The organism is Stenotrophomonas sp. YJH_SMC_8 (assembly GCF_059371315.1).
This window is the reverse complement of record NZ_JCAFUL010000004.1, coordinates 48923-67680: the sequence shown is the minus strand read 5'-3', so window position 1 is coordinate 67680 and position 18758 is coordinate 48923. Positions and strand designations below refer to the sequence as shown.

Annotated in this window: 16 protein-coding genes; 13 read left to right on the top strand and 3 right to left on the bottom strand. The window is 66.7% G+C overall.

The annotated features are described in order from the left end of the window. Nucleotides 1–362: 362 nt before the first annotated feature. From mltB to AC5P88_RS05940, 3 genes are all read left to right on the top strand, one after another. The gene (gene mltB / locus AC5P88_RS05950; protein WP_495224578.1) at nucleotides 363–1508 is read left to right on the top strand and encodes a lytic murein transglycosylase B; all 1146 of its coding nucleotides are present in this window, start codon (nucleotides 363–365) and stop codon (nucleotides 1506–1508) included. Continuing rightward, nucleotides 1505–2773 carry a septal ring lytic transglycosylase RlpA family protein gene (locus AC5P88_RS05945; RefSeq protein ID WP_495224577.1) on the top strand — a complete coding sequence of 423 codons (1269 nt, stop codon included), beginning with the start codon at nucleotides 1505–1507 and terminating at the stop codon, nucleotides 2771–2773. The genes mltB and AC5P88_RS05945 overlap by 4 nt, the downstream gene beginning before the upstream one ends. 100 nt (nucleotides 2774–2873) lie before the next feature. Then, complete coding sequence (locus AC5P88_RS05940) at nucleotides 2874–4091, top strand: D-alanyl-D-alanine carboxypeptidase family protein (protein ID WP_495224576.1); 1218 nt, start codon at nucleotides 2874–2876, stop codon at nucleotides 4089–4091. Between the two features lie 99 nt (nucleotides 4092–4190). On the opposite strand, the gene AC5P88_RS05935 is transcribed toward AC5P88_RS05940, so the two are convergent. Further along, nucleotides 4191–5423, bottom strand: coding sequence for a trypsin-like serine peptidase (locus AC5P88_RS05935; protein ID WP_495224575.1), 1233 nt, complete (start codon nucleotides 5421–5423; stop codon nucleotides 4191–4193). A 171-nt stretch (nucleotides 5424–5594) separates the two neighbouring features. After that, complete coding sequence (locus AC5P88_RS05930) at nucleotides 5595–6668, bottom strand: lipid A deacylase LpxR family protein (RefSeq protein ID WP_495224574.1); 1074 nt, start codon at nucleotides 6666–6668, stop codon at nucleotides 5595–5597. A 302-nt stretch (nucleotides 6669–6970) separates the two neighbouring features. On the opposite strand from AC5P88_RS05930, the gene AC5P88_RS05925 reads away from it, so the two are divergent. The 7 genes from AC5P88_RS05925 (at nucleotide 6971) to gnd (ending at nucleotide 14418) form a co-directional block, all read left to right on the top strand. Next, complete coding sequence (locus AC5P88_RS05925) at nucleotides 6971–7249, top strand: YbeD family protein (RefSeq protein ID WP_005411067.1); 279 nt, start codon at nucleotides 6971–6973, stop codon at nucleotides 7247–7249. Beyond that, the gene (lipB, locus tag AC5P88_RS05920) at nucleotides 7237–7947 is read left to right on the top strand and encodes a lipoyl(octanoyl) transferase LipB (protein ID WP_099551096.1); all 711 of its coding nucleotides are present in this window, start codon (nucleotides 7237–7239) and stop codon (nucleotides 7945–7947) included. The genes AC5P88_RS05925 and lipB overlap by 13 nt, the downstream gene beginning before the upstream one ends. Nucleotides 7948–7965: 18 nt before the next feature. Then, on the top strand, nucleotides 7966–8976 hold the full coding sequence (gene lipA, locus AC5P88_RS05915; protein ID WP_106550175.1) for a lipoyl synthase: 1011 nt from the start codon (nucleotides 7966–7968) through the stop codon (nucleotides 8974–8976). A 273-nt stretch (nucleotides 8977–9249) separates the two neighbouring features. Then, nucleotides 9250–11427 (top strand): carboxy terminal-processing peptidase, encoded by a 2178-nt coding sequence (locus AC5P88_RS05910; RefSeq protein ID WP_495224573.1) that lies wholly within the window; start codon nucleotides 9250–9252, stop codon nucleotides 11425–11427. Nucleotides 11428–11661: 234 nt separating this feature from the next. Beyond that, entirely contained in the window at nucleotides 11662–12246 is a 585-nt protein-coding gene (locus tag AC5P88_RS05905; RefSeq protein ID WP_495224572.1) for a DUF2242 domain-containing protein, read from the top strand. 17 nt (nucleotides 12247–12263) lie between these two features. Beyond that, complete coding sequence (locus AC5P88_RS05900) at nucleotides 12264–13502, top strand: hypothetical protein (protein WP_495224699.1); 1239 nt, start codon at nucleotides 12264–12266, stop codon at nucleotides 13500–13502. A 10-nt stretch (nucleotides 13503–13512) separates the two neighbouring features. Beyond that, the gene (gene gnd / locus AC5P88_RS05895) at nucleotides 13513–14418 is read left to right on the top strand and encodes a phosphogluconate dehydrogenase (NAD(+)-dependent, decarboxylating) (RefSeq protein WP_006470430.1); all 906 of its coding nucleotides are present in this window, start codon (nucleotides 13513–13515) and stop codon (nucleotides 14416–14418) included. A 255-nt stretch (nucleotides 14419–14673) separates the two neighbouring features. Here gnd and AC5P88_RS05890 read toward each other — a convergent pair whose 3' ends face one another. After that, nucleotides 14674–15717 carry an oxidoreductase gene (locus AC5P88_RS05890; protein ID WP_495224571.1) on the bottom strand — a complete coding sequence of 348 codons (1044 nt, stop codon included), beginning with the start codon at nucleotides 15715–15717 and terminating at the stop codon, nucleotides 14674–14676. A 170-nt stretch (nucleotides 15718–15887) separates the two neighbouring features. Between AC5P88_RS05890 and AC5P88_RS05885 the strand changes: the two genes are divergently transcribed. The 3 genes from AC5P88_RS05885 (at nucleotide 15888) to AC5P88_RS05875 (ending at nucleotide 18758) form a co-directional block, all read left to right on the top strand. Next, a complete protein-coding gene (locus AC5P88_RS05885; protein WP_049429380.1) occupies nucleotides 15888–16271 on the top strand; it encodes a BON domain-containing protein in 384 nt (127 codons plus the stop codon). A gap of 232 nt (nucleotides 16272–16503) precedes the next feature. Next, a complete protein-coding gene (locus AC5P88_RS05880) occupies nucleotides 16504–18321 on the top strand; it encodes a sensor histidine kinase (protein WP_495224570.1) in 1818 nt (605 codons plus the stop codon). Continuing rightward, nucleotides 18318–18758, top strand: coding sequence for a response regulator (locus AC5P88_RS05875; protein ID WP_005411057.1), 441 nt, complete (start codon nucleotides 18318–18320; stop codon nucleotides 18756–18758). Before AC5P88_RS05880 ends, AC5P88_RS05875 begins: the two co-directional genes overlap by 4 nt.

Here is an 18758-nt window from a genome sequence, read left to right as displayed (position 1 = left end):
CATTTTTACGCCGCGTTGATCCTGATCAATGGACTTGTCGTAATCGGCCTGCACAATGGCGGCCCGTTCGGCACGGCGCGCCGTCAATCGTTGCAGCGCGAGGGGGCGTCGGGCGGGAGCAGTACTGATCCAACGGATACAAGGAGCGCGGGGCACTGCCACTGGGGAGCGGCAGCCGCGCAGGTATCGACCGGATCCGGTCGCCGGTTGCGTCTGCGGGGATGGGGACGCAACCGGCCACCTCTCTCTGAATGGGGAAGCACGATCACGACGTCTTCACATTTCCCGCTGAACGCGGGCAAATCGTTGTGATTCATGGTGTTAGGGGTTTTAATTCATCCATGACCTGCTAACCTGCGACGATGATTCGACGCACTCTGGCCTGCATGCTCACCCTCGGCCTGGTCGCCTGCGCGACCCAGCCGAAGTCCCCACCGTCTTCGCCCCAGGCCAGCAGTACGCCGCGCCAGCCCGTCACCAAGGCCCATGGGCCGGCCGAGGCTGCACCCGAAGCCACTGCGGCTACCGCGCCGCCGGTCGATCTCACCCCGGTGCCGTTCGAGGTTGCGCGGGCCCGCTTCATTTCCGATACCGCCAAGCGCTATGGCCTGAAGCCGGAGCAGATCAGCGGCGTGCTCGACCAGGCGCAGGTCCGCCAGCCGATCATCGCGGCGATGTCGCGCCCGGCCGAGCGGGTCAAGCCGTGGAACGAATACCGGCCGATGTTCATCAGCAAGGCACGTATCGATGGCGGCCGCGCGTTCCTGGCCGAGCATCGCGCCGAACTGGATCGCGTGCAGCAGCGCACCGGCGTGCCGGCCGAAGTGATCGTGGCGATCATCGGCGTGGAAACCAGCTACGGAAAGAATGCCGGCAGCCATCGCGTGCTCGATGCGCTGTACACGCTGGCGTTCTACTACCCGCGCAGCGGCGATCCGGCCAAGCTGGAACGCGAAGTGCGCCGCGAGCTGTTCTTCCGCGACGAGCTGGCCAAGCTGTTCGAGCTGGGCCGCGAAGAAAAGCTGGACATCACCACGCTCAAGGGCAGTTATGCCGGTGCGATGGGGATGGGCCAGTTCATGCCGTCCAGTTACCTCGATTACGCAGTGGACGGCAACGGCGATGGTCGTCGCGACCTGTTCAACAGCTACGACGACGTGTTCTCGTCCATCGCCAACTACTTCGTGAAGAAGGGCGGCTGGGTGCGTGGTGGCCAGGTTGCCGTACCGGCCACGCTGGCGCCGGGCCGCGAAGAGTTCAACCCGACCGAATGGATGCCCACCTGGTCGCTGGCCGACCTGGCACAGCGCGGCTACCAGCCCAGCGCGCCGGTGCAGTCGGGCGCCACCGCCACGCCAATCACGCTTGAAGGCAGCACCGGCAAGCAGTACTGGCTGGGCTTCCAGAACTACTACGCGATCACCCGCTACAACCTCTCGAAGATGTACGCGATGGCCGTGTTCCAGCTGTCCCAGGCCATCGCCGGACAGGAGCTGCCCCCGGCATGAACATCAGATGGCTGGTCCCGAGCTTGATCGTCCTCGCGCTGGCGGCCTGCAGCAGCGCGCCGAAGAAGCCGGCCACGGCCGGCCATGGTGGCAAGTCCGGCGGCACGCTGGTGCAGGGGCGTGGTTCGCGACCGGCGCACTGCCCTGAAGGTTCGCCGTATGCGGCGGCCAAGGAAGACCTGAGCACCCGCGGCAATTACACCGCCGGTGGGCTGTACAAGCCGGGGGTGAAGGACAGCACGCCCACCTACATTCCCAACGTGGCCTGCATTCCCGAGCCGGAAGTGACCGCCGAGGAGCGCTCGGCGATCGGCAACAAGACGCCGTACGTGGTGCTGGGCAAGTCGTACAACGTGCTTGACGACACCCGCAACTACGTCGAGCGTGGCACCGCGTCGTACTACGGCGCCAAGTTCCATGGCCGCCTGACCTCCAACCGCGAGGTCTACGACATGTACCAGTTCACCGCCGCGCACAAGACGCTGCCGCTGCCCAGCTTCGCCCGCGTGACCAATCTGGACAACGGCGAGTCTGTGATCGTGCGTGTCAATGATCGTGGCCCGTTCCATGATGGCCGCGTGGTCGATCTCAGCTACGCCGCCGCCGTGCGGCTGGGCATCACCCAGCGCGGTACCGGCAATGTCGAGGTGCGCGCGCTGCAGCCGGGCGAGAGCAACCTGATGGCGCAGAAGCCGTCGCGCCGCGAGCGTCGCGCTGCTGAAGCTGCCGCCGCCACCGCCGTGGCCAGTGCGCGCCCGGTGCCGGCTCCGCGTGCTTCCACCGACAGCGACATCGATCGCCTGGTCAACCGCCTGCCCACCGATGGCGCCCCGGCGCGTGGCCAGCCGGCCACCACCCAGGGCGTGGCCAGCACCGCGCCGGACGTGGCGGTCAGCAGCCTGCCGCCGAGTGCGCCCGTGGTGCGCAACCCCGCGCCGGCCCCGGCCGTTGTCGCCAGCACGGCCCCGCGCACGGTGGCACCGGCACCGGTGCGTGCCGCCCCGGCGGCGCCCAGCCTGTCGCAGCAGATGGTGGGCGCGGTGATGGTGCAGGTCGCCAGCTTCTCCAACCGCGACAACGCCAACCGTGCGATGGGCCAGCTCAGTGCCGCCGGCATCGTCGGCGCGACCATTAGTGACATCGCCGCCGGTGGCCGTACCCTGTTCCGCCTGCGCGTTCCCGCCAGCGACCATGCCAGTGCTGCGGAACTTGTCGGTCGCATCGCCGGTCTTGGCCTGGGTTCGCCGCAGATCGTCAAGGATTGATCCGCCCGGGCCGGTGCTGCCGGCCCATGCTCCCCCGGCCTTACAATGGCCGTTACGTTCCACCCTCCATTCCCGGCCGTCCCCTGGAGCCTGCTGTCCAATGAATTTCCGTTCCGCCGCCACCGCCCTGGCCGCCACCCTGGTGGTGGGCCTGGCTTCCGCCCAGACGCCGCTGCCGACTCCGGCCACGCCGGCGCCCGCCGCCGCTGCCGCCCCGGCTACCGTCGCCACTCCGCCGGCCCCGGCGCCGAGCGTGTCCAAGGCCTGGGTGCTGATGGATTACGCCACCGGCCAGGTGCTGGCCGGTGAAAACGCCCATGAGCAGCTGGCCCCGGCCAGCATCACCAAGGTGATGACGTCCTACGTGATCGCCGCCGAGGTCAAGAACGGCAAGGTCCGTGCAGATGACCAGGTGATGATGAGCGAGCGCGCCTGGCGCGAAGGTGGCGCCGGTACCGACGGCAGCTACAGTGGCTTCCCGGTCAACCAGACTGCACGCCTGGAAGACATGGAAAAGGGCATGGCGATCCAGTCCGGCAATGACGCCGCGATTGCCCTGGCCGAACATGTGGCTGGCAGCGAAGAGGCCTTTGCCTCGCTGATGAACAGCTACGCCGCCAAGATCGGCATGAAGGACTCGCACTTCGTCAACGCCCATGGCCTGACCGCGCAGGGCCACCACAGCACCGCCTACGATCTGGCGCTGCTGGGCCGCGCGATGGTGCGCGATTACCCGGAAACCTACGCGTACAACAAGATCAAGGAATTCCAGGTCGGCAACATCAAGCAGCCGAACCGCAACCTGCTGCTGTGGCGCGATGGCAGCGTGGACGGCATCAAGACCGGCCACACCTCGGAGGCCGGCTACTGCCTGATGAGCTCGGCCCAGCGTGGCGACCAGCGCCTGATCGCGGTGGTGCTGGGCGGTGCGTCGGAGAAGCAGCGTGCCGATGACAGCCTGGCCCTGCTGAACTGGGGCTTCCGCTTCTTCGAGACCCATCGCCTGTACGAGCCGGGCAAGGCCGTGGCCGAGCACAAGGTCTGGAAGGGCACCACCGACAAGGTGCAGCTGGGCGTGGCGCAGCCGATGCTGGTCAGCGTGCCGCGCGGCCGCTACAACGACCTGAAGCCGAGCATCGATGTGCCCAAGACCCTGGAAGCACCGTTCACCGCTGGCCAGCAGATCGGCACCGTGAAGGTCACCCTGGATGGCAAGGTCATCGCCGAGGCACCGCTGGTGGCCGTGGCTGCCGTCGAGCAGGCCGGCTTCTTCAAGCGCCTGTGGGACAGCTTCTGGATGTGGTGGGAATCGGAGTGATCCACGCTCAGGCGTGGTGAACGAAAAGGCCGGCGAATGCCGGCCTTTTCGTTTCTCTGTTGGAACGCGATGCGGGCTTGAATGGAGAACCTTGAAGTTTCACGGGGTGTGCTGCTGGATGTACCAGTAGGCACGTTCGGCCAGTGCCTCGGTCTCGGCCGAACACAGGTGGGCGCGGCCGTCGTTGACCACGCCCATGCTGTTTACCCCCACAACGATTCCATGGCCGCTGTCGAAATCAAACTGTTCCAGCACCGGTCCGCCGCTCGAACCCGGGCCCTGCACGCAGGCAAGGCCCCACTGAAGAATCTTCTCCGAACCCAAGGGTCGACACGGCGACAGTTCAACGCGTGCAGTTGCGCAATAGGCCAGTTGCTGGCCGGTGTATTCGGGATTTCCGAATTCGTACCAGGGTGTTGGCGGGATGAGGCCGATGCCATTGGCTGAAACGGGGTAGCCGAACGTAACGCGGGGACCGGCTGCGGGGCGCTCATCGAAGCGGATGGCCTGGTTGCCAGCGTGGTGCGCGGGTCCTTGGCCGGATGCATCGGTGTGGGTCTGCAGGAAACTGGTGTCGAGTGCGCCGGAAATGGAGGCCTGCGGTGCGACGATCCGTCGTACTGGATACTTTCCCAGCGGCGCAGTGCCATTCTCGAAAATCGGTGCGAAGAGAAGGTGGCGACTCCAGTGGACGGCACCGTGTTCGTCCAGCTGCGCAAGGCAATGCCATGCTGTCACCAGGATGTCGCCACCAAGGCTGTCGACCACGGTGGCGGTGCACGAAGCGTCCTCGCCATCCGGGCGGGTCAGGAACAGCCGCCCGACACCCGCAGGGTGTGGGCCAGTACCCCGCCATGGGTCACCGTCGGTCTGCAGTGGATCCTGCCCCGGTGGCTTGATGGCAGCCTCTCCCTTGTCGGGTACGGCAGCGAGTCTTTCATTCGTCCAGTAGGCGAGGACCTCTTCCTGTGAGGTCTCCATCCAGTGTTCAACCAGATCGCCAGCCGACGTGGTGGTCGGGAAGGTGGCACATGCGGTGATTGCTATGCCCAATGCCATGCGAAACGCGTGTGGGTGATGGTGCATGACAGAACCTCTGCTCGGAGTGCGGACAGAGATAGCGTGGCGCCAGCGGTCGTGCCATGAGAGAAGTTGTACTTTCAGCCCGCTTCGTCGCTGGCCTGTGATCGGGTGGACCCAGTCGAGGGTCAACGCGGCCTGGAGGTCACTCGTTTCGACCTTTGCCCGGGCAATGCCGCCGGCCATGCCCGGCGGAAGATGTGCCTTATGCAGCGAGCGACGCAAACCGGTGTGCCGACCAACGGTCGGCACCTACCCGCTTCACCATCAGCGCCTCGATTACAGCGAGCGATGCAAACCGGCGTGCCGACCAACGGTCGGCACCTACCCGCTTCACCATCAGCCCCTCGCTTACAGCGAGCGATTCAAACCGGTGTGCCGACCAACGGTCGGCACCTACCCGCTTCACCATCAGCCCCTCGCTTACAGCGAGCGGCTGATGGTGAAGCTTCCGAATACCGGCGACTGGCTTTGGCCATTGAACTCGCGGGTGCTGTGGTAGCGCGCCACTGCGAACTTCCAGCGCCCGCGCATCACCGCGATGCCGTAGCCGCCCAGGGCGACCACGTGGCGCTTGTCCACGCTGTGGCTGTTGCGGAAGGTGTTGCCGTCCAGGGTGATGTCGCGGATCACCCATGCCGCGTCGGTGGTCGCAAACAGGTGCCAGGACCAGCCGCTGGGGCGGCCGCCACGGGTCGGCGCGGTGTTCTCGCCGGCCGGGCGCAGCGGCGTGCTGCCGAAGTCGTCGGGCAGCTTCCAGCCGAAGCGCACTTCGCCACCGGCGTTGGCCTTGGTTTCCAGGTTGCCGATCGCACCACCATAGTGGCTGATCGCATCCCAGCCCCAGCCGCCGGCATTGACGCTGGCATCGGCCGGCCAGCGGCGCATGCGCTCGTGGGTCAGCATGAACACCGGCTCGTTGTGCAGCTGGTTGTCCCAACCTTCGAACTTCTTGTCGTTAAGGATGTTGTGCACCGCATCCTGCACCTGCTTGCCCTGTGCCCAGGGCCCGACCACGCCCACGGCCAGCTGGGTGGTCTGCAGGCGGTCGCCGCTGCGTGCGTTGAAACCGAAGCTGGCCAGCAGCACGCCGGCATACGGGCGGTCGTCCTCGATCAGGTCGCGGCGGGTCGGGTCGGTCGGGGTGAAGATGCCCTGGCCGATGCTGAAGATCATGTTCTGCTGCTCGAACTTGCCGGGGTGCAGGCCTTCCAGGTACTGGTTCACCCAGCGCGCCATGCGCGGCAGGCAGGGGTCGTCGGTGTAGTCGACCAGGTTGGGCGAGACCAGGGTCAGCTGCGCGCCGTTGGTATAGCCCTGGTCCTGGTGACGACCACCGAAGAGGTCGTTGTCGACGCGGAAGTTGATCTGCGGCGGGTGGTCGCGCATCGCGTCCGGGCCACATTGTTCGGCCGCCTGGGCGGCGAGGGGGAGGGTGGCGGCCAGCAGGCCGGACAGCCCGAGGACTGCGACGCTACGCATGGATGGAATGCTCATGGGGAAGGGGGCGGTTGTCTGTCGTTTTATGCAACGACACGGTACGCGTGAGTACGTGACGGAACGAGCGCTTTCCGATCACTTGTCTGTTCCGAAAACAACATTGTCCGGCGGACACAATTCGTTACATGCGTGCGATCGGTGCCATGGCCGGATCCGGCCCGCAGCGTGCCGGTTCCAGTCAGCTGGCGTTTGGCCATCAGGGGCGCCGCGGCTCCCTGCAACGCAGCGGCTCGCCCGTGCCGCCTTTGACTTTGATGAATACTCTTGGGTTTGTTGCCCTGCGGCCCGATAATGGGTCCATGGAAATCAAGTCCGACAACCCCGACCACGGCTTCCAGTTCCCCGGCCAGTTCGAGCTCAGCGCCATGGGCCCGGCCAACCGCGGCCTGGAACATGAGCTCCCCCGCCTGCTGCTGGCTGCCGGCATCGATGTCGTCAATGAACGCATCAGCTGGAAGCATTCCTCCAACGGCAAGTACGTGTCCGTCCGCATCGTGTTCAAGGCCGAGAGCCGCGAACAGTACGACCTGGCGCACCAGGCGCTGCGCGACCACCCGGAAGTGAAGTGGACGCTGTAGCCGACAGCTGCCCGGCCGACGCCGCCCCGGAAGACCGCGCGCCGCGTCCGGCGGTGGTCCGTGACCTCGGCCGCCAGGCGTACGAGCCGGTGTGGCGCGCCATGCAGCGCTTCACCGACCAGCGCAGCGACACCGATGCCGACGAACTTTGGGTGGTCGAGCACGACCCGGTGTTCACCCTGGGCCAGGCCGGCAAGGACGAGCATGTGCTGGCGCCGGGCGATATCCCGGTGCTGCATGTGGACCGGGGCGGCCAGGTGACCTATCACGGCCCCGGCCAGATCGTGGTCTACCCGTTGCTGCGCCTGCCGCGGCTGGGCATCGGCGTGCGCGACTACGTGTGCCGCATCGAACAGGCCATCATCGATACGCTGGGCGAGTGGAACATCGGCGCCGAACGCCGCGAGGGTGCTCCGGGCGTCTATGTCGGTGGCGCCAAGATCGCTGCACTTGGCATCCGCGTGCGTCGCGGCTGCACCTTCCATGGCCTGGCCTTCAACGTGGCCATGGACCTGGAACCCTTCCACCGCATCAATCCCTGTGGCTACCAGGGGTTGCAGGTGACCTCGGTGGTAGACTTGGGTGGCCCCTCCGGGATGGAGGCCGTCAAGCCGGTGCTGCTGGACCACCTGGCCCGCCAGTTCGGCCTGCTGCTGCAGCACACCCCCGAACTGCCCGATCTTTCTGCGGCCGCCTGACCGCTCCCCGGAACTGCCATGACTGAAACCACCGCCCGTTCCATTCCCCTGCAGATCGTGCAGGGCGACTCCCCGTCCGCCGCGCCGTTGCAGGCCGGGGTCAAGCAGCTGGGCGGTGACAAGATCAACCGCTCGCCGGTGCAGTTCGCCGACGCGCCGGTGCTGCGCAAGCCGTCCTGGATCCGCGTGCGCATTCCTTCGGGCAATGCCGTGCAGAACCTGAAGGCCAAGCTGCGCGAGAACCGCCTGGTGACCGTGTGCGAGGAAGCCAGCTGCCCGAACATCCACGAGTGCTTCGGCCACGGCACCGCCACCTTCATGATCCTGGGCGAGGTCTGCACCCGCCGCTGCTCGTTCTGCGACGTGGCCCACGGCCGCCCGAAGCCGCCGGATGCCAACGAACCGGCCAGCCTCGGCCAGACCGTGGCCGACATGGGCCTGAAGTACGTGGTGGTGACCAGCGTCGACCGCGATGACCTGCGCGACGGTGGTGCCCAGCACTTCGTCGACTGCATCACCGCCATCCGCGAGAAGTCGCCGGGCACCCGCATCGAGGTGCTGACCCCGGACTTCCGTGGCAAGGGCCGCATGGAGCGCGCGCTGGAGATCCTGGCGCAGAACCCGCCGGACGTGTTCAACCACAACATCGAAACCGTACCGGACCTGTACCGCAACGTGCGCCCGGGTGCGGACTACCAGTGGTCGCTGAACCTGCTGAAGAACTTCAAGGCGCAGCACCCGGAGGTGCCGACCAAGAGCGGCATCATGCTGGGCCTGGGCGAAGACTTCGAACAGATCAAGGCCACCATGCGCGACCTGCGAGCGCATGACGTGGACATGATCACCATCGGCCAGTACCTGCAGCCGACCGCGCACCACCACCCGGTGCTGAAGTACTGGACCCCGGAAGACTACAAGGCGCTGGAAGACTACGGCTACGAGCTGGGCTTCAGCCACGTGGCCTCCGGCCCGATGGTGCGCTCGTCGTACCACGCCGACGTACAGGCCAAGGGCGCCGGCGTTTCCTGAAGGTAGGTGCGGACCGTTGGTCCGCACACCTTGGCCGGGCATCGCCCGGCGCTACCGGTGGGTGCGAACCTTGGTCCGCACACCTCGCTGCTTGCCGCCGGCCAGCCGGGCATGGGCTCGGCTCTACATGCATTCACAATTTGCTACACCGGCCCCGCTAGGCTGGTTTTCCACCGGATGTGGGCGGGTGACAAACCCGGCAACTTTCGGCACTGTCGTGGTGTCTGAACACCACGCAGTCTCCCCCTTGGCAAGGCGCCTTCGAGCACGTCAATGAAATTCAAAGCCCCCGCATTCCTGATGGCCCTGGCGCTGGTCGCGCCGCTGGCGTTGGCGGCCAAGGCCGACTCGCCGGCATTGCCCGCCGCGGCAACCGCCGATCAGGTGACCACCTCCAAGCTGGTGTACGGCCTGCTGTCAGACAGCCGCTACGCCTACCGCCCGCGCGCGTTGGACGAGGCCACCTCCAAGGACGTGTTCAAGCGCTACCTGGAGACGCTGGACGGCGGCAAGCAGTACTTCACCCAGGCCGACCTGGCGCGCTTCGCGCCGTTCGAGGCCAACATTTCCTCGGCCATCCGTGGCGGCGAGCTGGAGCCGGCGTTCCAGGTGTTCGCCGTCTACAAGCAGCGCGTCGGCGAGCGCGTGGCCTATGCGCGCAAGCTGCTCAAGCAGGAGCCGGACTTCACCACCGACGAGCGCTTCGAGTACGACCGCAAGAAGGTGCCGTGGGCGGCCAGCAGCGCCGAACTGGACGAGCTGTGGCGCAAGTCGGTGAAGAACGATTGGCTGCGCCTGAAGCTGGCCGGCAAGAAGCCGGATGACATCCGCAAGACGCTGGACAAGCGATACGCCACGCTGGAAAAGTCGGTCAATGAACTGAAGGGCGAGGACGTCTTCCAGTTCTTCATGAATTCGTACACCAGCGCGGTCGATCCGCACACCGATTACTTCACCCCGCGCACCGCCGAGAACTTCAACCAGGCGATGTCGCTGTCGTTGGAAGGCATTGGTGCACAGCTGCAACGCCAGGACGACGTGGTGGTGATCCGCGAGATCATCGCCGGTGGCCCGGCGGCGGTGGACGGCACGCTGAAGCCGGGTGACCGCATCGTCGGCGTTGGCCAGGGCAAGTCCGGCCTGGTCGAGGACGTGATCGGCTGGCGCATCGACGATGTCGTGGCCAAGATCCGCGGCGCCAAGGACACCCAGGTGAAGCTGGAATTCATTCCGGCCGCCGAGGGCGCCGACGGCAAGCACCACACCCTGGTGCTGACCCGGCAGAAGGTGCGCCTGGCCGAACAGGCCGCCAAGGGCGAGACCATGACCATTCCGGCCGCCAATGGTGAGCCGGCGCGCAAGATCGGCGTGATCAAGCTGCCGACCTTCTACCAGGACTTCGAAGGCCGTCGCCGCAATGCCGCCGACTACGCCTCGGCCACCCGCGACGTGGCCAAGCTGCTGGCCGGCTTCAAGAACGACAAGCTGGACGGCGTGGTGCTGGACCTGCGCAACAACGGCGGTGGTTCGCTGGATGAAGCGATCGAACTGACCGGCCTGTTCATCGAACAGGGCCCGGTGGTGCAGGTGCGCGAGTCCGGTGGCCGCGTCACCGTCAACAGCGACCGCAACCAGGGCGTGGCGTGGGATGGCCCGCTGGCGGTGCTGATCAATCGTGGTTCGGCCTCGGCCTCGGAAATCTTCGCCGGCGCCATCCAGGACTACGGTCGTGGCCTGGTGATCGGTGAAACCAGCTTCGGCAAGGGCACCGTGCAGAACATCGTCGACCTCGACCGCTGGCCGAGCGGCGAGACCCAGCGCTTCGGCCAGGTCAAGCTGACCATCGCCCAGTTCTTCCGCATCAGCGGCAGCAGCACCCAGCACAAGGGTGTGGTGCCGGACCTGGCCTTCCCGGCCAGCGTCGATGCCACCGAGTTCGGCGAAAGCACCTACGACAACGCACTGCCGTGGACCCGCATTGCTGCCGTGCCGCACACCCAGTACGGCAACTTCGCGCCGCTGCTGCCGAAGCTGGAAACCCGCCACGACACCCGTATCGCCACCGACAAGGAGTTCCAGTGGTGGAATGAGGACGTGCAGCAGTTCCGCACCGAAGCGGCGAAGAAGTACATCTCGCTCAACGAGGCGACCCGTCGCGCGGAACGCGAGCGCCAGGATACCCAGCGCAAGGAGCGCCAGGTGCAGCGCAAAGAGCTGGGCCTGGCCCTGGACCCGCTGGCAGATGACAGCAGCGATGACGGGCTGACCGGCAACGAGCGCGACATCGTCAAGGATGCAGCGCGCGAGAAGGCTGCCGAGAAGCGCCCGGACCCGCTGCTGCGCGAGTCGGCCTCGATCCTGGCCGACGCGGTGAACCTGCTGGCCAACGACCGCCCGCTGTCGGCGCAGGTGCTGCCGCAGTCCACCGGTGCCGGCCGCTGGGCCGACTGAGCCGGCGACGGCACGTGATACCCGAGGGGCCGGCATTGCCGGCCCCTCTTCGTCTGGGGACCTCATCCCGGTAGCGTCGGGCCATGCCCGGCGAGCTGTGTGCATGGCGCGCTTCCGCCAGGCATGGCCCGGCGCTACCGGCGCATGAACCGGGACCAACGTGGGCGGCGTTGTCGACCTGCCGCACACGGTGGCCGGACTACCCTTGGCGGTACCGTCCTCGCAGGAGTACCCATGCGGGCCTCCCGTCTTTCCAGCGTTGCCGTGATCCTCAGCAGCGCGCTGATCCTGTCGGCCTGTGGTGGCCGTGCCGCCGACAGCACCCTGCTGCGCGAATCCTTCGATTCCGGCGATACCTTCTCGCGCACCGTCGATGGTCGCCCGGGGGATGCGTGCGAGGCCGCGCGGCGGACCCTGCTCAGCCAGGGCTATGCCATCGCCCGTTCCGACGCGGCGCAGGTGGAAGGCAACAAGAATTTCCAGCCGCGCGAGGACGATCACGAGCAGCTGGTGCTGCGTATTTCCTGCGCACCGCGGGGGAATCAGACACTGGTGTTCGTCAGTGCCGTGCAGGATCGCTATGCGCTGAAGAAGAGCCCGACTTCGGCCAGTGTCGGTGTCGGCGCGTTGGGTTCGGTGTCGCTGCCCTTCGGCAGCAATGACGACTCGCTGGTGAAGGTGGCCAGCAGCACGGTCACCGATGCCGAGTTCTATCGGCGCTTCTTCCAGCGCCTGCAGCAGTACCTGCCTGCGGACGCTGCCGCGCCCCCGGCGGCGACAACGCCCGAACCCGCAGCGGCCCCCACGGACCAGGGGTGAGTGTGCGTGGCAGGCTGATGGGCGTGGCGCTGCTGCTGGTGCCCGCGCTGGGCGCCGCGTCCACGTCTGTCGACTGCGTGCAGGGCCTGTTGCAGCGATTGGGCTGGCGCTTCGAAGACGCGGCGGTTGCCTTGCCCGAGGTGCAGGGCGGCCCGGTGTGCACGCGTGCCTCGCTGGCGGCGGCGCAGGCAGCTGGTGACCTGCACGTGCGCTGGCCCGTGGATCTGCCGGCTGCCTCGCGCCAAGCACTGCTGCAACAACTGCTGGACGATCCGGCCACGATCTGCGCCTACGCCTTCGAGCTGGGTGCAGCCACGCAACGTGCCGCGACTGCACTGCAGGGCAATCCAGGATTCCGTTTCTCTGGCCTGCAGCTGGGCTGGATCGGCTTCGGCCTGCACGGCGCACAGGCGCAAGGCTGGCAGCGCACACGCAGTTTCGGCCGCGGCTATGTGCCCAGCGCAGGCAACAGTCGCGCGTTGCAGACGTTCTACAGCGGCCGCGTGCGCGCCGAATGTGGAGTGGGCCGCCAGGTCGCGCAGCTGGCGACCCAGCGCGAACTGTATGGCGATGCTGCGTTCGATGCGGAATTCAATCCCGCCGAACTGTCGATCGGCACGTTCCTGGCGCTGCATGACACCGACAGCATCCTGCTGGGTGCGGCTGCAGGAGACTTCTTCGCCGATGGCAAGGCGGTGCGCACATCGGCGATGGGCCGGCAGGCCTTCGTCGGCGTGCCTGGTTTCATCGAGCATGTGTACGACGCGGGCACGCTGGATGACCTGAGCAACCAGGCCGAGAACTTCGTGGTGGTGTCGGTGGGCGAGGAGGCCGCGCAGGCGTTGGCCGCGCACGGCGGCCTGGCCTGGTACGACCAGCGCAATGCCGAACTGTGGCGGCTGGCGCAGGGCATTCCGCGTGTTGGCCTGCGCTATTTCGAGCGCTTGCTGTTCGAGCGCGATGCGCAGCTGCGCGCGGCACTGGCACCGCGTTACCGCGACACGCTGGCACGCATGGACCAGCTGCTGGACGATCCGTTCTACCAGCAGTTCGTGATCTATGTGCACCCGCGCGGTATACGTCCCATCGGCTACCACATCGCCCGCCTGCTCGACCGCAACCCGCGAACCCCGTTTTCGATCGACCTGGCAGTGCACAATCTGCATACCACGCTCTACCGGCGTTGGCGCGAGGCGCAGCTGCGCCACTGCGCGGCTACCGGCAGGCCAGGCAGCCTGACCCTAGACCCCAACTGAAGGTGAAACAATGGATATTGCAATGATCGGCCTCGGCCGCATGGGCGCCAACATGGCCCAGCGCCTGCATCGCGGCGGCCACCGCGTGGTCGGCTACGACCCGGGCGAAGGCGCCCGCCAGCGCGCCGCTGAGGCCGGCCTGGAGGTGGTTGATTCGCTGGCCGCCGCGGTTGCCGCGCTGCCGGTGCCGCGCGTGGTGTGGCTGATGGTGCCGGCCGGCGAAACCGTCGACCAGACCCTGGGCCAGCTGACCCCGCACCTGGCCGAAGGTGACATCGTCATCGACGGCGGCAACTCCAACTACCAGGACTCGATCCGCCGCGCCAAGGCGCTGGCCGAGGATGACCTGGGCTACGTGGACTGCGGCACCAGCGGTGGCGTGTGGGGCCTGCAGGAAGGCTACAGCCTGATGGTCGGTGGCGAAGCGTCGGTGGTGGAGCAGATCGCACCGCTGCTGCGCACGCTGGCACCGGCCGAAGATCGCGGCTGGGCACGTGTCGGTCCGTCTGGCGCCGGCCACTTCACCAAGATGGTCCACAACGGCATCGAGTACGGAATGATGCAGGCCTACGCCGAAGGTTTCGCGCTGATGGAGCGCAAGCAGGAGATGGAGCTGGACCTGGCCCAGGTGGCCGAGGTGTGGCGCCACGGCAGCGTGGTGCGTTCCTGGCTGCTGGACCTGAGCACCGAAGCACTCAAGCGGAATCCTTCGCTGGATGGCATCGCACCGTATGTCGAGGATTCCGGCGAAGGCCGCTGGACCGTGGCCGAAGCGATCGCACTGGATGTACCGGCGCCGGTGATCACCCTGTCGCTGCTGGAACGCCTGCGCTCGCGTGAATCCAATTCGTTCACCGACCGCCTGTTGTCGGCGATGCGCAACGAGTTCGGCGGGCACGCCATCAAGAAGTCGTAATCACCGATTGGCGTAGATCCACGCATGGCGTGGATCTACGTGTCGACCAAGGTCGACACCCACCAACAGCCGCAGGAATCTGTCGAAGGCGGGGTGGGTCCGGTTGCGGGGGTGTCCGCGGCATGGATGCCGCGGCCAAGCCCCCATGGATGGGTTTACGGCGTCCCCCGCAACCGGACCCACCCCGCCATCCTTCAGCAGCCCGGTTTTTGCTGTTGCTTCGGCCTCGGCAGGTGCAGGGCGCAGCCCTGCCGGTCACCCCAACCGCACCCGCCGCCCCTCGCGCGAACTCTCAATCCCCGCCTGCAGCAACCGCATCAGCTGCAATGCCTGCACCGGACTGACCGTGGCGTCTCCATCGCCATGCATGGCCGCCGCGAACTGCGCATACAACCGCCGGTAGTCACCGGGCAGATTGTCGACGGTGCTGCGCTGCACGTTGTCCTCGGCATCACAGCGCACCAGCTCGCCATGCCGCGGGTCGATGCCCCAGCCGGGCGCACCGGGTGCTACACCACGGCGCAGCTGCGCTTCCTGCACATCCAGGCCATGTTTGATCCAACTGGCCTTGCTGCCATGCACGCTGAAGCGTGGTGTGGGCGCCGCCACCAGAGAACCGGAATGCACGATCGCGCGATGCCGTGGGTAGTGCAGCACGGCGTGGAAGTAGTCGATGCCGCTGCCGCCATCGCGCTGCACGGCCAGATCCGCATCGATCGCTTCGGGCCAGCCGAACAGCACCAGCATCTGGTCCAGCAGGTGCGGGCCCAGGTCGTACCACAGGCCACTGCCGGGACCGTCCTGTTCGCGCCAGCGGTCGCGCACCTGTGGACGGTAGCGATCGAAGTGCGCATGGCACTCGGCAATGTCGCCGAGCGTCCCGTCCGCAAGCAGCGCCTGCAGCGTGAGGAAGTCGGCATCGAAGCGCCGGTTCTGGAACACGGTGGCGGTGCGTCCGGCATCGCGTGCCGCAGCCAGTACCGTTTCCGCTTCGGCCACGTCCAGCGCGAACGGCTTGTCGACCAGCACATGCTTGCCCGCAGCCAGTGCTGCGATCGCCAGCGGCGCATGCTGTTCATTCGGCGTGGCGATCACTACGGCATCCACGGCCGGATCGTCGAACACCTCCTGCGGCGTGGCACGCACGTGCACGTCGCTGAACGCGCGCAGCAACGTGTCGCGCTGCGAACTGACGATGCTGTGCAGCGCCAGGCCGGGTGTGTGCTGGATCAGTGGTGCGTGGAAGACACGGCCGGCGAGGCCGTAGCCGATCAGGGCCAGTTGCAGGTCGGGGCGCATGACAGAGCTCCGGCAGTGGGAAGGGCAGGGTAAACGACGCGGGGTCACGCGCCAAAGCTGAACGGTTGTCGTTGCAGATGCCCCGATTCACGGCGGCATGACCGCAACGCCACGCCTGCTCTACGTCGGTTTGTCCAGACTGGCAGCACATTCCGAAGGAGTACGACACGATGAGCAATACGACCCGCACGCTGATTGCCTCCGCCCTGACGCTGGGCCTGGCGCTGTCCTCCTCGGCCGCATTCGCCAAGGATCCGGCCGCAAAGAGCCCGCCGACCAGCGCGCATCCGGCGACCCATGCTGATCGCCACGATTCCAACGAGCCGGTGACCGATACCTGGATCACCACCAAGGTGAAGGCCGACCTGCTCGCCAGCAGCAACGTTCCGGGTACCGAGATCAAGGTGGAAACCGTGAACGGCGTGGTCAGCCTGAGCGGTGCCGTGGCCACCCAGGCCGAGAAGGACAAGGCGGTCACCACCGCCAAGGGCATCAAGGGCGTGACCCGCGTCGATGCCGCCGCATTGAAGGTCAGCGCTGCCGCCAAGCGCTGACCCCGGTGGGCGCCCCAAGCGGGGCGCCCGCTGCTATGTAGAGCCGAAGCCCATGCTCGGCTGCCTTTGGGTTCCAGCCGAGCGTGGGCTCGGCTCTACAGGTGTGATTGCCAACCCGTTCAGCCAGCCGGGCCGGAACGCCCGCCAGTATGACCGCCTGCGCTATATTGCCGGTTCCGCCGCAGCCGGGCAGCTCCCGGCCAACGCTCCGCGGCCGTGCTGAAGAGGAACTATGGCGCTGGTTTTCAGTGACGACATCTGGGATCGCTGGCGGTTGCCGGCCCTGGCGCTGGCGGCCGCCGCGATCATCGTGGTGCCGTGGTTGACCCTGCGCAAACTGCAGCAGGACAACGAACAGGCGATGGCCTGGGTCAACCATACCCAGGCCGTCGGTGTGGCCCTCCAACAGCTGCAGGCCGATGTGCGTGATGTCGAATCGGCGGCGCTGACCCTGTCAAAGGGCGTGGACGCACCGGGCCTGCGCGAGCGCATGGCCAAGGCCAACGACATCCCCGGGCGCCTGGCCGAGCTGGGCCGGATGACCCGCGACAATCCCGACCAGCTGATCCGGATCGGCCGTATCGAATCGATGCTGGAAGGGCGCATGGCACTTGCCCGTGAGCTCGCCAAATCCGAGCCCAACAGCGATCAGCGCGAGCTGGTCCAGGACCTCAGCACGCGCTACCCGATCCGTGGACTGGTTGAAGAACTGCAGGCCAGCGAGCAGAAACTGCTGACATTGCGTGCCGAGCAGGCCGCGCGCCAGCGCAGGCAGACCGAGCTGGTGTCATGGAGTTCGCTGGTGGTGCAGCTGGCACTGCTTGGCCTCGTGCTGTGGCTGCTGCAGCGGCAGATCGGCCGCCGCCTGCATGCCGAGCGGCAATCGCTGCGCTCCGCCGCACGTGCGGCCTCGGTGCTGCAGACCGTGCGCGAGCCCATCGTGCTGCTCGACCGCGATCTGCGCGTGCAGTTGCACAATCCGGCCTTCGCCGAGCTGTACGGGCTGCAGGACGAACGTGCCGATGGCCTGCTGCTGGAAACGGTCGGCGACGGCGCCTGGAAGGACAACGTGGTGCGCCAGCGCCTGTCCGACGTGCTGCTGCGCGGCCGCGAGCTGTGGGATTTCGAGCACGAACAGCGCACCGCCGATGGCATGGCGCGTTACATGCTGCTCAATGCGCGGCGCATGCCGTTGCCGGATACCGATGACGAAGTCGTGCTTCTTACCATCAGCGATGTCACGGTGCAGCGCGCTGTGCAGGTGCGCGTGGAAGAGCTGAACCGCCAGTTGGAGGGCAAGGTTGCCCAGGTATCCGAAGTCAACCGCGAGCTGGAAGCCTTCAGCTACTCGGTTTCGCACGATCTGCGCGCACCGTTGCGCCACGTTGCTGGTTTCTCCGACAAGCTGTCACGTCACCTCGGTGACAGCGCCGACGACAAGAGCCGTCATTACCTGGAGGTGATCTCCAGTTCAGCGCGGCGCATGGCGGCCCTGATCGACGACCTGCTGGTCTACTCGCGGCTGGGCCGCGTGGCGATGCGCCAGCAGGCAGTGGACATGCAGTCGCTGGTGGCCGATACCCGCGCCATGCTCGATTCCAACCTGCAGGCCGAGGCCGAGAGCAGCGGCCATGCGCACCAGGTGGAGTGGAGCATCGCGCCGTTGCCGATCGTGGTGGCCGACGAGAACATGATCCGCCAAGTCTGGCTGAACCTGCTCGGCAACGCCGTGAAGTACTCGGGCAACCGCGAGCCGGCGAAGATCCGCGTGGACTACCAGGCGCAGCCCGATGGCGGTCATCAGTTCACGGTCAGCGACAATGGCGCAGGCTTTGACATGGCCTACGCCGGGAAACTGTTCGGCGTGTTCCAGCGCCTGCACAAGGCCAGCGACTACCCGGGCACCGGCATTGGTCTGGCCAGCGTGCGCCGCGTGCTGACCCGCCATGGTGGCCGTATCTGGGCGGAGGCCGAACCGGACGTCGGCGCCACCTTCCACTTCTACCTGCCTCCCGCGATCGACGCGGACAAACAAGGTCCCTCTGCATGACGACTCTGCGCACCATTCTTCTTGCCGAAGACAGCCCGGCCGATGCCGAGATGGCGATCGATGCCCTGGAAGAGGCGCGTCTGGCCAACCCCATCGTGCACGTCGAGGATGGCGTGGAAGTGATGGACTACCTGCTGCGCCGCGGCGCCTTCGCCAACCGTGAGGAAGGCCTGCCGGCGGTGCTGCTGCTGGACATCAAGATGCCGCGCATGGATGGCCTGGAAGTGCTGCGGCAGATCCGCGAGCACGAAGAGCTCAAGCGCCTGCCGGTGGTGATCCTGTCGTCCTCACGCGAGGAAAGCGATCTGGCCCGGAGCTGGGACATGGGCGTGAACGCCTACGTGGTCAAGCCGGTGGACGTGGACCAGTTCTTCGGCGCGGTGCAGACCCTGGGCAAGTTCTGGGCGTTGATCAACCAGGCACCGGAACTCGAGTGA

Bases quoted from the DNA above. Each gene is read 5' to 3' on its own strand.
- mltB (WP_495224578.1), top strand. From the start codon at position 363: ATGATTCGACGCACTCTGGCCTGCATGCTCACCCTCGGCCTGGTCGCC.
- AC5P88_RS05945 (WP_495224577.1), top strand. From the start codon at position 1,505: ATGAACATCAGATGGCTGGTCCCGAGCTTGATCGTCCTCGCGCTGGCG.
- AC5P88_RS05940 (WP_495224576.1), top strand. From the start codon at position 2,874: ATGAATTTCCGTTCCGCCGCCACCGCCCTGGCCGCCACCCTGGTGGTG.
- AC5P88_RS05930 (WP_495224574.1), bottom strand. From the start codon at position 6,668: ATGAGCATTCCATCCATGCGTAGCGTCGCAGTCCTCGGGCTGTCCGGC.
- AC5P88_RS05925 (WP_005411067.1), top strand. From the start codon at position 6,971: ATGGAAATCAAGTCCGACAACCCCGACCACGGCTTCCAGTTCCCCGGC.
- lipA (WP_106550175.1), top strand. From the start codon at position 7,966: ATGACTGAAACCACCGCCCGTTCCATTCCCCTGCAGATCGTGCAGGGC.
- AC5P88_RS05910 (WP_495224573.1), top strand. From the start codon at position 9,250: ATGAAATTCAAAGCCCCCGCATTCCTGATGGCCCTGGCGCTGGTCGCG.
- AC5P88_RS05905 (WP_495224572.1), top strand. From the start codon at position 11,662: ATGCGGGCCTCCCGTCTTTCCAGCGTTGCCGTGATCCTCAGCAGCGCG.
- AC5P88_RS05900 (WP_495224699.1), top strand. From the start codon at position 12,264: ATGGGCGTGGCGCTGCTGCTGGTGCCCGCGCTGGGCGCCGCGTCCACG.
- gnd (WP_006470430.1), top strand. From the start codon at position 13,513: ATGGATATTGCAATGATCGGCCTCGGCCGCATGGGCGCCAACATGGCC.
- AC5P88_RS05890 (WP_495224571.1), bottom strand. From the start codon at position 15,717: ATGCGCCCCGACCTGCAACTGGCCCTGATCGGCTACGGCCTCGCCGGC.
- AC5P88_RS05885 (WP_049429380.1), top strand. From the start codon at position 15,888: ATGAGCAATACGACCCGCACGCTGATTGCCTCCGCCCTGACGCTGGGC.
- AC5P88_RS05880 (WP_495224570.1), top strand. From the start codon at position 16,504: ATGGCGCTGGTTTTCAGTGACGACATCTGGGATCGCTGGCGGTTGCCG.
- AC5P88_RS05875 (WP_005411057.1), top strand. From the start codon at position 18,318: ATGACGACTCTGCGCACCATTCTTCTTGCCGAAGACAGCCCGGCCGAT.